Consider the following 14,083-nt stretch of genomic DNA (forward strand, 5'->3'; position numbering starts at 1 on the left):
GTTCATACTCCCTTTTTGTGGCTGGCAGGCGCGGCGTACTGAGGCATGGTGATGCAAGCCACGTTGCCGCCGCCAAGGAGGATTTCCCGGGAGTTTTCGATGCCGACGATCTTGTGCTGCGGAAACAGTTCGGCCAGGGTCGCCAGGGCGGCCTGATCGTTGCGATCACCAAACAGCGGCACCACGATCGAGGTGTTGCCGGCGTAGTAGTTGATGTACGACGCGCAGATTTGCGTCCCGGCCTGACGCGTGTGTGTACTGTCCTGCTGATCCAGGCCCTCGGCTTCTTCAGCAGTCCACTCCAGCACGTCCGGTTGCGGCAGTTTGTGCACGATCAATTCACGGCCACGGCTGTCGCGGGTGCTGCGCAGAATGTCGTAGGCCTCCTGATAGATTTCCCATTGTGGGTCATTGCGGTTGTCGGTCCATTGCAGCACCACTTCGCCGGGGCGCACGAAGCACGCGAGGTCATCGACATGGCCGTCGGTTTCGTCGAATTTGCAGCCCCGTGGCAGCCAGATGACTTGCTCGGCACCGAGGTAATCGGTCAGGCGCCGCGTGACTTCTTCCTTGCCCAGATGCTGGTTGCGATTGCGGTTGAGCAGGCATTGTTCGGTGGTGAGGATGCTGCCCTGGCCGTCACTCTGGATGCCGCCCAGCTCGGCGATCAGCGGGGCGCGATAGCGGTCGAAACGTTCGATTTCGAGGATTTTGCTGGCGATCTGATCGTCCTTGTCCCACGGGTAGTACAAACCGCCATCGAGACCGCCGTAAGCGTTGAACTCAAAGTCAACACCGCGCACTTCGCCACTGTGGTCATTGACCACGAAGCATGGCCCGCTGTCGCGAAACCAGGTGTCGTTGCAGGTCATTTCCACCACGCGCACTTGCGGCGGCAATTGGCGGCGGGCAGTGGCGAATTGCGCGGCCGAGGCGCAAACAGTGACCGGTTCACTGTGGGAAATCGCGGTGACGATTTGCACCCAGACTTTCTGCGCAGGCTTGGCACCGTTGCGCCAGACGTCGGTGCGCTCCGGCCAGCCGAGCCAGCAACCGGACTTGGTTTCGAATTCGCCGGGCAAGCGGAAACCGTCTTGTTTGGGGGTGGAATCGAGCAAACGTGCCATGGTCAAACCTCGTCAGCGGGGATTGGAATGACCACAGGCTAAGGTCGCTGGCGCCGTCCTCGCCAACGATGATTATTTCGGAATAGTTGAATTCAACTCATCAATCGATCAACTGATCGTTGAACCACTCCAGCATCTGCGCCACCGCCGGACGCTCCAGTCGCACCCGCTCGCACACCAGTGCGTATTGGCCAAGAGCAGTCATGCTCGAGGTGAAAGGCCGGACCAGACGCCCGTTGAGCAAATCTTCCTGCGCCGTCAGGTTATCGCCCATCGCGACGCCCTGCCCCTGGGCCGCGGCTTCCAGCGCGAGGCCGGCGTGAGCGAAATACAGCTGCCGTTCGGGGCGTTGATCACCGGCATGACTGGTCAGCCAGGCCGTCCAGGTCTTGCCGTCCTGATCGTCGTGCAACAGGCAATGCCGCGCCAGATCTTTCGGCGTTTTCAGCGTGCCCTGATTGAACAGGCCGGGGCTGCACACCGGGAAAAACTGCAACGCCGGCAAGGGCCTGACGAAGTACGCACTGCTGTCCACCGGACCGGTGCCGTAGGTAATCGCCAGGTCGATGTCTTCACCCGGCGCCGTGCCGTCAATCGGTTGTTCGTACAGGTGCAGGGTGATGTGCGGGTAGCGCGCGTAGAAATCCGTGAGGCGGCTCATCAACCATTTTTGCGCCAGCTCGGCGGTAACGGCCAGGCGCAACACCGCCAGGGATGACGGATCGCGCAGCTCATCGCAGGCCTCGCCGATCAGTTCGAAGGCTTGCTGCAAGCTTTGCATCAGTCGGCCGGCGGCCATGGTCGGGCGAATCTGTCGGCCTTCGCGGATGAACAGCGAAACACCGAGGTGTTCTTCGAGTTGGCGGATTTGATGGCTGACGGCGCTGTCGGTGACGCACAACTCGGCGGCGGCCCGGCCGAAATGCGCGTGGCGGGCGGCGCATTCGAAGGTTCGCAGTGCGGCCAGAGAGGGTAGTCGTCGCATGATTCAGCCCCGGTGATGGAGGCGCCCATGCTGCCTTGGCCATTCGCGGGCGTCCAGCAGGACCGCGTTATCGTTCATCGCGGGCAAGCCCGCTCCCACAGGGGACCTCGGGCGTTCACAAAATCCCCTGTGGGAGCGAGCTTGCTCGCGATGGCGGCAGCCCATTCACCACAAATCCCTAGGCCCATCACCCTCCCTTATCCACCATGACTTCCCTCCAGACCGGGCGCATGTTGGTGCCTCAACTGGAGGGATTCGCGATGCTCGACGCACTCAAACAGATCAACTCAACCTCAGCCTTCAACCGCTGGGCCGGTTTTGAGGTGACCCATGCCGCCAGCGGCGAAGCCGAGCTGAGCATGGCTTTTCGCTACACCGATATGGCGCAATACGCAGGCTTTCTGCACGCTGGCCTGATCGGCGCGCTGCTCGACACCGCTTGCGGTTTTGCTGCTGGCACGGTCGCCGGCAACGTGCTGGCCTCGCACTTCTCGGTCAACTGCCTGGCGCCCGCTGTCGGTGAAGTGTTCTTCGCTCGCGGCCGGGTGGTGAAGGCCGGCAAGAAACAGGTATTCGCCCGCGCCGAGCTGTTTGCCCAGAGCGGTGATCAACTCAAGCTGGTGGCGACGGGGGATGCGATTCTGGTGCCGGTCTAGTCTGTCTGGATAAACCCCAGACCAGTCGGAGGTTGCCATGCAACTCGAAGGTTCCTGCCATTGCGGCGCGGTGTCGTTCAGTTTGAACAGTGCCCACCCCTACCCTTATCAGCGTTGCTATTGCTCGATCTGCCGCAAGACCCAGGGCGGTGGCGGGTTTGCGATCAACCTCGGCGGTGAGGCCGCAAGCCTCAAGGTTCGCGGTCGCAAACACATCGCGATCTACCATGCGCGCCTGAAGGACGAAGGCGATAAACGGGCGCACAGCAGCAGCGCCGAGCGGCATTTCTGCTCGCTGTGCGGGACGGGACTGTGGCTGTTCAGCCCGGAATGGCCGGAGCTGATCCACCCGTTCGCCTCCGCCATCGACACTTCGCTGCCGGTACCACCGGAGCACACGCACTTGATGCTCGGTTCAAAAGCACCGTGGGTAGAGGTTGAGGCGCACGCGGGTGATCAGCAGTTCGAGGTTTATCCCGAGGAGTCCATTGCCGAATGGCACGAACGGTTGGGTTTGAGCTGCTAAAGCGCCTCTCCGGTTGTGTCAGGCCGCAGCCGGTACACCGCTGTGGAAACGGAATTCCACGTCCGGTGACTCGATCAGTTCCTGCTCGGCCGCGCGCACCTTGTCGATCACGTGGGCGATGTCCTTGGCGTCGCCGTACTGGTAAGCCAGCTTCAGGTAACCCTGGAAATGCCGGGCTTCGCTTTTCAGCAGGCCGAAGTAGAACTTGCCCAGTTCTTCGTCCAGATGCGGCACCAGCGCCTCGAAACGTTCGCAGCTGCGGGCTTCGATGAAGGCCCCCACCACCAGCGTATCGACCAGTTTCACCGGCTCATGGCTGCGCACCACTTTGCGCAGGCCCGAGGCGTAGCGCCCGGCGGACAACTGGCGCAGCTCGATCTTGCGCTTTTTCATCAGGCGCATGACCTGTTCGTGGTGCACCAGTTCTTCCCGGGCCAGGCGCGACATCAGGTTAATCAGGTCGACGTGGGAGTGATACTTGGCAATCAGGCTCAGCGCGGTGCTGGCGGCCTTGAATTCGCAGTTCTTGTGGTCGATCAGCAAGGTTTCCTGATCAGCCAGTGCGGCCTGCACCCAGCCGTCAGGGGTGCGGCAGCCGAGGAACTCGTGAATTTCGGGAAGGATCATGGGGCTCACGGATAAATGGTCAAAACGAAGGGCGCCGATTATACCGGCCTGCCGCCAGACCACCAGTCGCCAACCGTTGATATGCATCAAGTACCTGGTTGGCGAGCAGGAACTATAGTTGTGCAACGCCGTGCTTTTTAGCCGTTTATGGAGATCCCGCTCATGCAAGCCATTCGCAGCATCCTGGTGGTCCTCGAACCCGAACACTCGGAGAGCCTGGCGCTCAAACGGGCCAAATTGATTGCCAGAGTGACCCGGGCCCACTTGCACCTGCTGGTCGGTGACCGCAAACATGACCATAGCGCTATGTTGGGCGTGCTCAAGGCAGCCTTGTTGGAGGACGGCTTTAGCGTCACCACCGAACAGGCCTGGAACGAAAGCCTGTACCAAACCATCATCGACGTGCAGCAAGCCGAAGGCTGCGGGCTGGTGATCAAGCAGCATTACCCGGACAGCCCGCTGAAAAAAGCTTTGCTGACCCCGGACGACTGGAAATTATTGCGTAAATGCCCGACACCGGTGCTGCTGGTGAAAACGTCCGGTTCCTGGAAAGACAAAGTCATTCTGGCCGCCATTGATGTGGGCAACACCGACGGTGAGCACCGTCACCTGCACAACACCATCATCGATTACGGCTATGACATCGCCAGTCTGGCCAAGGCGCATCTGCACGTGATCAGCGCGCATCCATCGCCGATGCTGTCGGCGGCCGACCCGACGTTTCAACTCAGCGAAACCATCGAGGCGCGCTATCGCGAACAATGCAAGGCGTTCCAGGCGGAGTTCGACATCGACGATGCGCATTTGCATATCGAGGAAGGTCCGGCGGATGTGTTGATTCCGTTCATGGTGCACAAGCTGCAGGCGGCGGTGACCGTGATCGGCACCGTGGCGCGGTCGGGGGTGTCGGGGGCGTTGATCGGCAATACGGCGGAAGTGGTGCTCGATTCGGTGGAAAGTGATGTGTTGGTGCTCAAACCGCAGGAGATTGAGGATCACCTTGACGAGTTGGCTCAGCACTGAAATCTGTGGCGCCTGGTCGGACGCCATCGCGGACAAGCCCGGCTCCCACAGGGTTTTGTGGGCACCGGAGCTTGACTGGAGGAGCCGGGCGTGGTCCGGGCGGCGTTCCGACGATGCTTTCAGGCGCCGAAGGCGTCTTTTAGAAAGCCCGGTGCGATGTACCGTTGGTAATGCGCCTCAGACAGCAAAAAGAATTCCCGATCAATGGCATCACGCAATTCCGGCAGGTTCCAGTCACGAAACTCCGGCATCAGCACCATCCCGTAAGCCTCCAGGTTATTGATCACCCGCGCCCCACGGGCAATCAGCTGATACGCCCAGCAATACTCCGACTGATGCGGCACGAAGCGAATCTTGCGTTGCTCCAGTTGCAAGCGCAGGCGCTGGGGATCGAAAACCTCCAGCTTGCTGGCCATCACCTGGGACAGCAATTGCTCAAGACGCAGCCATACCGCGCGCTTCTCCTCCTCGTTGTAACCATTCCAGTTGATCACTTCGTGGTGGAAACGCTTGCAGCCGCGGCACACCAGGTCACCGTAAACGGTGGAGCAGAGGCCGACGCAGGGAGTCTTGATGGTCTGATTGGGCATAGGTAGGCAAAACACGGGAAAGCAGAACAGGTCGGCATGTTAGCCCTTTGTCTAACATTGATCACCCCTCAAAATTCGGGGGCTAACTTACCTTTAATTTTTTTTTGCCGTAGAATCAGCCAGCCTTTTAAGGCGCCAATGTCCGTTAGAAGCTGTTTTCAAAGCGTCACGAGCACAGTCGTTCCTTCAGAGCGGTGTTGGCGAAGGGTTTTTCCAGCGGGGAAAAGCCCAACGCCAACCCTCATCAGCTCCCGTTCTGCAGGCGTAAAACTTTGAAAGCAGCTTCTGTAAGGAATTGTCGGTAATTCTGGCTAAGTGGCCCACAACGCCACGCAGCGCATGAGTACGGCAATTTCGGGATGAGCGTCCCGGACACCCATTTGGGACCACTGATGAGGGTAATAACTGTGCTTGAAGCCTACCGCAAACATATCGAAGAGCGTGCAGCACTGGGTATCGTTCCCCAGCCGCTTAACGCCGAACAAACTGCAGGCCTGATCGAGCTGCTGAAGAATCCTCCGGCTGGCGAAGAAGCTTTCCTCGTTGACCTGATCACCAATCGCGTTCCACCTGGCGTGGACGAAGCAGCCTATGTCAAGGCCGGCTTCCTGTCTGCCCTCGCCAAAGGCGAAGCCAAATCCCCCCTGATCGACAAGAAGCGCGCTGTAGAACTGCTCGGCACCATGCAGGGCGGCTACAACATCGTGACCCTGGTCAACCTGCTGGACGACGCCGAACTGGCGCCAGTGGCTGCCAAAGAACTCAAGCACACCCTGTTGATGTTCGACGCCTTCCACGACGTCGCTGAACGCGCCAAGAACGGTAACGTTCACGCACAAGGCGTGCTGCAATCCTGGGCTGACGGCGAGTGGTTCAAAAACCGCCCGGTACTGGCCGACAAGATCAGCCTGCGCGTGTTCAAGGTCACCGGCGAAACCAACACCGACGACCTGTCCCCTGCTCCGGACGCCTGGTCCCGCCCGGACATCCCGCTGCACGCCCTGGCCATGCTGAAAATGGCCCGCGACGGCATCGTGCCCGACGTACAAGGCTCCATCGGCCCGATGAAGCAGATCGAAGAAATGCGCAACAGCGGCTTCCCGATCGCCTACGTCGGTGACGTAGTGGGTACCGGTTCGTCGCGTAAATCCGCGACCAACTCGGTGCTGTGGTTCTTCGGCGACGACGTTCCTTACGTACCGAACAAGCGCGCTGGCGGTTTCTGCTTCGGCAGCAAAATTGCTCCGATCTTCTACAACACCATGGAAGATGCCGGCGCCCTGCCGATCGAATTTGATGTGACCAACATCAACATGGGCGACGTGATCGACCTGTACCCGCACGCAGGCAAAGTCTGCAAGCACGGTACCGACGAAGTCATCACCACCTTCGAAATGAAGACCCCGGTGCTGTTGGACGAAGTCCGTGCCGGCGGTCGTATTCCGCTGATCATCGGCCGTGGCCTGACCGACAAGGCTCGCGCCGAACTGGGTCTGCCAGCGTTCGACCTGTTCAAGAAACCGGATGCCCCGATCGAAAGCACCAAGGGCTTCACCCTGGCGCAGAAAATGGTCGGCAAGGCGTGCGGCGTAGCCGGTGTGCGTCCAGGCACCTACTGCGAACCGAAGATGACCACCGTCGGCTCCCAGGACACCACCGGTCCAATGACCCGTGACGAACTGAAAGACCTGGCGTGCCTGGGCTTCTCCGCTGATCTGGTGATGCAGTCCTTCTGCCACACCGCGGCTTACCCTAAGCCGATCGACGTGACCACCCACCACACCCTGCCAGACTTCATCATGACCCGCGGCGGCGTTTCCCTGCGTCCGGGCGACGGCATCATCCACAGCTGGCTGAACCGTATGCTGCTGCCGGACACCGTCGGTACCGGTGGTGACTCGCACACCCGTTTCCCGATGGGCATTTCGTTCCCGGCCGGTTCCGGCCTGGTGGCGTTTGCCGCAGCCACTGGCGTTATGCCGCTGGACATGCCGGAATCGATCCTGGTGCGCTTCAAAGGCAAGATGCAACCGGGCGTCACCCTGCGTGACCTGGTTCACGCCATTCCTTACTTCGCGATTCAGGCTGGCCTGTTGACCGTTGAGAAGAAAGGCAAGAAGAACGCTTTCTCCGGTCGCATCCTGGAAATCGAAGGCCTGGACAACCTGAGCATCGAACAGGCTTTCGAGCTGTCCGACGCCTCGGCCGAACGTTCGGCTGCCGGTTGCACCATCAAGCTGTCGAAAGAGTCGATCACCGAGTACCTGAGCTCCAACATCACCCTGCTGCGCTGGATGATCGGCGAAGGCTACGGCGATGCACGGACTCTGGAACGCCGTGCTCAAGCGATGGAAGCCTGGATCGCCAACCCTGAGTTGATGGTGGCCGATGCTGACGCCGAATACGCTGAAATCATCGAAATCGACCTGGCCGACATCAAAGAGCCTGTGCTCTGCGCGCCAAACGATCCGGACGACGCCCGTCTGCTGTCCAGCGTTGCTGGCGAGAAGATCGACGAAGTGTTCATCGGTTCGTGCATGACCAACATCGGTCACTTCCGCGCGGCCGGTAAGCTGCTGGATCAGGTCAAGGGTCAGCTTCCTACCCGTCTGTGGCTGTCGCCACCGACCAAAATGGACGCTCACCAGCTGACCGAAGAAGGCTACTACGGCATCTACGGCAAGGCCGGCGCACGCATGGAAATGCCGGGCTGCTCGCTGTGCATGGGTAACCAGGCTCGCGTAGAACCGAATTCGACTGTGGTGTCGACGTCGACCCGTAACTTCCCGAACCGTCTGGGTGACGGCGCGAACGTCTACCTGGCTTCGGCTGAGCTGGCGTCTGTGGCTTCCATCCTGGGTCGCCTGCCGACCGTCGAGGAGTACATGGAATACGCTGGCAAGATCGACAGCATGGCGGCTGATGTCTACCGCTACCTGTCCTTCGACCAGATCGCCGAGTTCCGTGAAGCTGCTGCGAACGCCAACATTCCGGTCGTTCAAGCCTAACGCTGCAACGCAATAGAAAACGCCGCCCATCGTGAGATGAGCGGCGTTTTTTTATGCCTGCGATGGCTATGCCCTTACACACTCCTACAAGGGTTATGCGCTGGTCTTGAGGGCTTGTTGCACCGCGTCATCCACGCTCAAACCGCTGAGGATCACCTGTGTATCCTGCACTTCCGGCAACGCCGCCAATGCGGCCTGCGCCGAGTCCTTGAGCCGGGCGAGCACCAGCTGCTTCCCTTCCCCCCGCACCCGCACAAAAAATTCCTGCAATGCCTCAATACTGGTGCCATCCAGGTCCGGCGACTCCTCCAGGCTAAGAACCACCGAATGAATCGGCGTCTGCGAATGACGGATCAAGTGCAACGTGCTGCCCAGAATCCGCTCGACGTTGGCAAAGAACAACGCCTCCCCCGGCCGGACGATCAAAACCCCTGGCACTGTTTGCGCCGTCGGATGAAGGTGCAGGTCGACAAAGTCGTGACCGCCATCAATGCGCCCGAGGATCTGAATGTCCGCTGCCGACATTTGCTTGAGCATCAACACCACGCTGATCGCCACCGACAGCAGCAACCCGTCCAGCACACCCAGCACCAGCACGGCGGCCACCGCGCAAATGACCAGCAACCGATCGCGTCGCCAGATGAAATAGCGTCCCAGCGGTTGCAGGCTCAAGCCTCGCGCCAGAGCATGGATGACGATGGCGGCGAGAATCGGCTCCGGGGTCAGGGCGATGTAGGGCAACACGGTCAAAACGATGAGCAACACCACCAGCGCCGCCACGCCACCCGCCAATCGCGACGTGGCGCCGGCCGCTTCATTGGCCGACGTTGCCGAGTACCCTGCCCCCGCCGGCATGCCATGAAACAACCCGGACAACAGGTTGGACGCCCCCAGTGCCAGCAAATCGCGATTCGACGAGATCCGGTCGCCGTGCTTGAGCGCGTAGGCGCTGATCGAGCCGTAAGACTCCGCGTACAGGATCATCACCATGGCAAAGGCCAATTCACCCAGGCGCAACCAGTCAGTGAAAGGCAACTCTGGCAGCTTCGGTACCTCCAGGCTCAGATCGATCACGCCGATCAGCTTCACGCCATACGCCGGCAGGTTCAGCCATTGACTCGCCGCAATGCCGATCACCACCACCAGCAAGCCGCCCGGCAAGCGCCGGAACCTTGCACACAGCACCAGCAAGGCCAACGCCACGGCGGCGACACCCGCCGCCACCCAATTCCATTGCGGCAGTTGCTCCAGCAATTGCGGCAGAAAGTGCACCAGAATGCCGTTGGTCAGGGGCACCCCGACCACACTGGCGACTTGCTTGAGAATGATGGTCAGCGCCAGGCCAAAGGCAAAGCCGCGCAGCACCGGTTTTGCGATGAACGAAGTCACGCTGCCCAGCTTGAACAACCCGGCCAGCAGGAAGAACGCGCCAGTCACCAGCACCAGGCCGATGGCCAGGGTAGAGCGCAGTTGCGGATCGCCGTTGGCCAGCGTCGCGGTGGCGGCAGCCAATACCGCTGCCGACGACGATGTCGCCGAGACAATGGCGAAACGGCTGGTGCCGAACAGCCCGTAACACAGCAAACCGGCAAACAAGGCGATCACCCCGGCCTGCGGCGCCACGGCGGCAATACTTGAATACGCGACCGCTTCCGGCAACAACAGGCCGGCAATCGACAACCCGGCCAGCAGGTCCTGCCAGCGATTGGGTTGTTCAGTGAAATTTTGGGGTGAGGCGCTGGGCAATCCGGTGTCTCCAGGCGAAAAAAAACCGCTGCGCGCAATACGCGCAGCGGCCACTGTAGCTGTCAATCCGGCGCTGCGCGAGCAGGCCGAACGATCACGCGGTCAGCGAGTAGATCAACGCTGTAATCGCCACCAGGCCCACCGCCGTCACGAAGACATTGGACGCCTGCCCGCGATAACGCGCCATCGCCGGCACCTTGCGGATCGCGTACATCGGCATCAGGAACAGAATCGATGCGATGACCGGGCCACCGAGGGTTTCAATCATCCCGAGAATGCTCGGGTTGAGCGTGGCAACGATCCAGCACACCACCAGCATGAACGCAGCGGTCATGCGGTCCAGCGTCTTCGGTGCCGGGCGCTTGCCGCTTTTGACGATCAGGCCTTTAAGACCTTCGCTGGCACCGATGTAGTGGCCCAGGAACGACTTGGAGATGGCCACGAAGGCAATCAACGGCGCCGCGAAGGCGATGGTCGGGTTGCTGAAGTGGTTGGCCAGGTACGACAGGATCGACAGGTTCTGCGCCTTGGCTTCGGCCAGTTGTGCTGGCGACAGGGTCAGCACGCAACTGAAGACGAAGAACAGCACCATCACCACCATCAACAGGTGGGCGCGGGACAGGATCTGCGAGCTGCGCTCTTCGGCGTGTTCGCCGTAACGACGCTTCTGGTCGACCGCAAACGCCGAGATGATCGGCGAGTGGTTGAACGAGAACACCATCACCGGAATCGCCAGCCACAAGGTATGCAGCAGCGCCGACGGCTCAGGCAGCGTGCTGGCGGTGGACAGAATGCCGCCGTTCCAGTGCGGGATCAGGAACACCGCCAAAAACAGCAGTGCAACGATGAACGGATACACCATCAGGCTCATGGCCTTGACGATCGCCTGTTCGCCGCAACGCACCACCGCCAGCAGACCGAGAATCAGCACGAACGACAACACCGCGCGCGGGGGCGGCATGATGTGCAGTTGATGCTCAAGGAAACTGCCCACGGTGTTGGTCAGTGCCACGCTGTAGATCAGCAGGATCGGGAAGATCGCAAAGAAATACAGCAAGGTGATCAGCGCACCGGCCTTGATGCCGAAGTGTTCTTCCACCACTTCGGTGATGTCCGCGCCTTCGCGTCCGGACAGCACGAAGCGGGTCAGGCCACGGTGCGCGTAGAAAGTCATGGGGAACGCCAGCACCGCCAGGACCAGCAACGGCCAGAAGCCGCCCAGCCCCGCATTGATCGGCAGAAACAGCGTGCCGGCCCCGATGGCCGTGCCAAACAGGCCCAGCATCCAGGTGGTGTCATGACGATTCCAGCTCGAAAGAGTCGCTGGTGCCGCCGCTACATAGCGTTTGTCGACGCTATTGGCCTGATCATTCATCCGGTGGGATCTCCGCATTCCGGTCAGTTGCTACCCGGCCAGGACGAGTCGGAAAAACCCGACAGGCAGCGCCCTGGCCGAAACAGGGGCGCGATTGTCCGGGATTAATCAACAGAAGCAAAGACTTAGCTGAAGAATGGTTGTGCGGATCAGTGTTCAGGGTGTTACGCAGGAGCAGGGCTGCGTGCCGATACGGTCGTTTCTGATACCAACGTGTAGCACTAGGTAACATACAGCCCTGTTGCAGTGCGTCTTTTCCCTGACGTACCGGCGCCCGTCCCGCGAGGCAAGGCGCAACCCGCCATGGCGTAGTTTGTGCATCCAATCGCACTCCACTCCTGTCTGAAACCGCCATGCGCCCCAAGGAACTCAAACTCTGGACCAGCGGTGTCGCTCACCTGCTTGACCTGCCTGCAGGGCATGCGCGGTTATCGGCGTTGAGCCATTGGTTGCGCCAAGTGTGTCCGGTCGATCATTTCGTCCTGTTCGTCTACGAAGGTAATCACCGACCGTTGGCGCTGTTCGACACCTTTGCCGCCGACAAGCGTGCGGTGTATGTCGATGACTACCAGTGCGGTCCGTATCTGCTCGATCCGTTCTACCTCGCCTGCACCCGCGGACAAGCGGCGGGACTGTGGCGCTTGCGCCAGTTCGCGCCCGACCACTTCTACCTCGGCGAGTACTACCTGACTTATTACCAGCAGACCGGCCTGGCCGAAGAAGTGGCATTTTTTGTCGAGCTGGGCGACGACGCCATGGCCGTTCTATCGCTGATGCGCTCCTCGGCCAGTTGCGCGTTCAGTCGTGACGAAATGCAGTTGATCGAGTGCGCACAGGCCGTCGTCGAACAAGTCGTCAACGAAGCCTGGCGCTTGCGTCAGGCGCAACAGCCGCGCCCGGCACAAGACCTCGACTTCAAGATCCGCGAAGCGTTCGATCAGTTCGGTGCGCACATCCTTACCGGCCGTGAACAGGAAGTGGTGCAGTTGCTGCTGCGCGGTCACTCCAGTGCCTCGGTGGCCGAGCAACTGAGCATCAGCCCTGGCACGGTGAAGATTCACCGCAAGAACATCTACGCCAAGCTCGGCATCGGCAGCCAGTCTGAGTTGCTCGGGCTGTTTATCCGCGATCTCACCGGCCAGGAACTGCACGCCGAAGCCTGACACCTGAAAACGACTCTATCCCCCAAGGGATATATACAGCGCAAAACCACGATTGCTAGTTTGGCTCCCGACGCAATGATTGATCACTGCAAGGGGAGCCGCACCGTGAATGACAACCAGCCAAGCGATATCGAATTCTGCAATGTGGTCAAACGCTATGGCGAGGTGGCGGCCGTCAACGGCCTGAATTTCGCCGTGCGCCGTGGCTCGTTCCATTCTTTCCTCGGTGGTTCGGGCTGTGGCAAAACCACGACCCTGCGCATGATTGCCGGCTTCGAACAACCTACCAGCGGCGAAGTACGTCTGGCCGGCAAAAACGTCGCTGGCGTAACGGCGTTCGAACGGCCGGTGAACATGGTGTTCCAGCATTACGCCCTGTTCCCTCACCTGACGGTGGCGCAGAACATTGCCTATGGCTTGCGTTATCGCACCCCGCGCCCGGATAAGAAAACCCAATTGCACATGGCCGATGAGGCCCTGGAAATGGTTCGCCTCAGCGGCTTCGGCCAGCGTAAACCGAGCGAACTCTCCGGCGGCCAACAGCAACGCGTCGCCCTCGCCCGGGCGCTGGTCAACAAACCGACCGTGCTATTGCTCGATGAGCCCCTGGCGGCGCTCGACCGCAAGTTGCGCAAGGAAATGCAGTCCGAACTGCTGCGTCTGCAGCGCGAGGTCGGCATCACCTTCGTGCTGGTCACCCACGACCAGGAAGAAGCCTTGTCGATGAGCGACAGCATCAGCGTGATGCACAACGGTTCGATCATCCAGACGGCCACCCCGGAACAACTGTACGAAGCGCCGGCCAGCCGTTACGTCGCCGACTTCATCGGCGAATCCAATCTGTTCAACGGCACCGTGCGCCACCTGCACGGCAATTCGGTGGTGCTGCGTACCGAGCAAGGCCTGGAGCTGACCAGCCCGCTGACGCCAACCGGCAAGGCCCTGAGCGCAGACGCCGCCGGGTGCATCGCGGTGCGCCCGGAGTTGATCAGCATTGCCGGCGCCCACGCCGAACTGGCCCGTGAAGTGAAGCTGCAAGGCTGCGTGGAAGACCGCATCTACCTCGGCAATTCCACCGAATACCGCGTACGCACCCAGGCCTTTGGCGTGGTCTGCGTGCGGGTGCCTCGCCAGCAGGATCACGGCGCCAATGCATTCGAACACGGCGCGGCAGTGAGCGTCGGCTGGGATCACGCCAATGGCTTGGCCATGGCGTTGTAAATCATCGACTCGATTCATCAACCGGATGTGGAGCGT

12 protein-coding genes are annotated in these 14,083 nt (G+C 60.6%); 6 read left to right on the forward strand and 6 right to left on the reverse strand.

Going from position 1 to position 14,083, the window contains the following annotated elements; translation table 11 throughout:
• Positions 1–2 precede the first annotated feature (2 nt).
• Together aguA and AB4N43_RS04090 are read right to left on the reverse strand one after the other, a co-directional pair.
• The gene (aguA, locus tag AB4N43_RS04085) at positions 3–1,127 is read right to left on the reverse strand and encodes an agmatine deiminase (protein ID WP_460153254.1); all 1,125 of its coding nucleotides are present in this window, start codon (positions 1,125–1,127) and stop codon (positions 3–5) included.
• Positions 1,128–1,227: 100 nt separating this feature from the next.
• Entirely contained in the window at positions 1,228–2,112 is an 885-nt protein-coding gene (locus AB4N43_RS04090) for a LysR substrate-binding domain-containing protein (RefSeq protein ID WP_027923355.1), read from the reverse strand.
• A 230-nt stretch (positions 2,113–2,342) separates the two neighbouring features.
• Between AB4N43_RS04090 and AB4N43_RS04095 the strand changes: the two genes are divergently transcribed.
• Together AB4N43_RS04095 and AB4N43_RS04100 are read left to right on the forward strand one after the other, a co-directional pair.
• Positions 2,343–2,768 carry a PaaI family thioesterase gene (locus tag AB4N43_RS04095; protein ID WP_460153255.1) on the forward strand — a complete coding sequence of 142 codons (426 nt, stop codon included), beginning with the start codon at positions 2,343–2,345 and terminating at the stop codon, positions 2,766–2,768.
• A gap of 37 nt (positions 2,769–2,805) precedes the next feature.
• Positions 2,806–3,294, forward strand: coding sequence for a GFA family protein (locus tag AB4N43_RS04100; protein ID WP_460153257.1), 489 nt, complete (start codon positions 2,806–2,808; stop codon positions 3,292–3,294).
• An 18-nt stretch (positions 3,295–3,312) separates the two neighbouring features.
• On the opposite strand, the gene AB4N43_RS04105 is transcribed toward AB4N43_RS04100, so the two are convergent.
• On the reverse strand, positions 3,313–3,921 hold the full coding sequence (locus tag AB4N43_RS04105) for a MiaE family protein (protein WP_027923352.1): 609 nt from the start codon (positions 3,919–3,921) through the stop codon (positions 3,313–3,315).
• A gap of 162 nt (positions 3,922–4,083) precedes the next feature.
• On the opposite strand from AB4N43_RS04105, the gene AB4N43_RS04110 reads away from it, so the two are divergent.
• Entirely contained in the window at positions 4,084–4,944 is an 861-nt protein-coding gene (locus AB4N43_RS04110; protein ID WP_410922049.1) for a universal stress protein, read from the forward strand.
• A 119-nt stretch (positions 4,945–5,063) separates the two neighbouring features.
• Here AB4N43_RS04110 and AB4N43_RS04115 read toward each other — a convergent pair whose 3' ends face one another.
• Positions 5,064–5,534 (reverse strand): DUF1289 domain-containing protein, encoded by a 471-nt coding sequence (locus AB4N43_RS04115; protein WP_027923350.1) that lies wholly within the window; start codon positions 5,532–5,534, stop codon positions 5,064–5,066.
• A gap of 407 nt (positions 5,535–5,941) precedes the next feature.
• Between AB4N43_RS04115 and acnB the strand changes: the two genes are divergently transcribed.
• The gene (gene acnB / locus AB4N43_RS04120; RefSeq protein WP_027923349.1) at positions 5,942–8,542 is read left to right on the forward strand and encodes a bifunctional aconitate hydratase 2/2-methylisocitrate dehydratase; all 2,601 of its coding nucleotides are present in this window, start codon (positions 5,942–5,944) and stop codon (positions 8,540–8,542) included.
• A gap of 93 nt (positions 8,543–8,635) precedes the next feature.
• Here acnB and AB4N43_RS04125 read toward each other — a convergent pair whose 3' ends face one another.
• Entirely contained in the window at positions 8,636–10,288 is a 1,653-nt protein-coding gene (locus AB4N43_RS04125) for a SulP family inorganic anion transporter (protein WP_460153260.1), read from the reverse strand.
• A gap of 94 nt (positions 10,289–10,382) precedes the next feature.
• Complete coding sequence (locus AB4N43_RS04130; RefSeq protein WP_027923347.1) at positions 10,383–11,663, reverse strand: HAAAP family serine/threonine permease; 1,281 nt, start codon at positions 11,661–11,663, stop codon at positions 10,383–10,385.
• A gap of 353 nt (positions 11,664–12,016) precedes the next feature.
• Between AB4N43_RS04130 and AB4N43_RS04135 the strand changes: the two genes are divergently transcribed.
• Both AB4N43_RS04135 and AB4N43_RS04140 read left to right on the forward strand, forming a co-directional pair.
• Positions 12,017–12,826, forward strand: a complete 810-nt coding sequence (locus AB4N43_RS04135; protein WP_460153262.1) for a response regulator transcription factor — start codon at positions 12,017–12,019, stop codon at positions 12,824–12,826.
• A gap of 105 nt (positions 12,827–12,931) precedes the next feature.
• Positions 12,932–14,047: an ABC transporter ATP-binding protein gene (locus AB4N43_RS04140; RefSeq protein ID WP_059183012.1), complete on the forward strand. Its 1,116-nt coding sequence runs from the start codon at positions 12,932–12,934 to the stop codon at positions 14,045–14,047.
• The last annotated feature ends 36 nt before the right edge of the window (positions 14,048–14,083 follow it).

Source organism: Pseudomonas sp. S2_B07, from assembly GCF_054668435.1.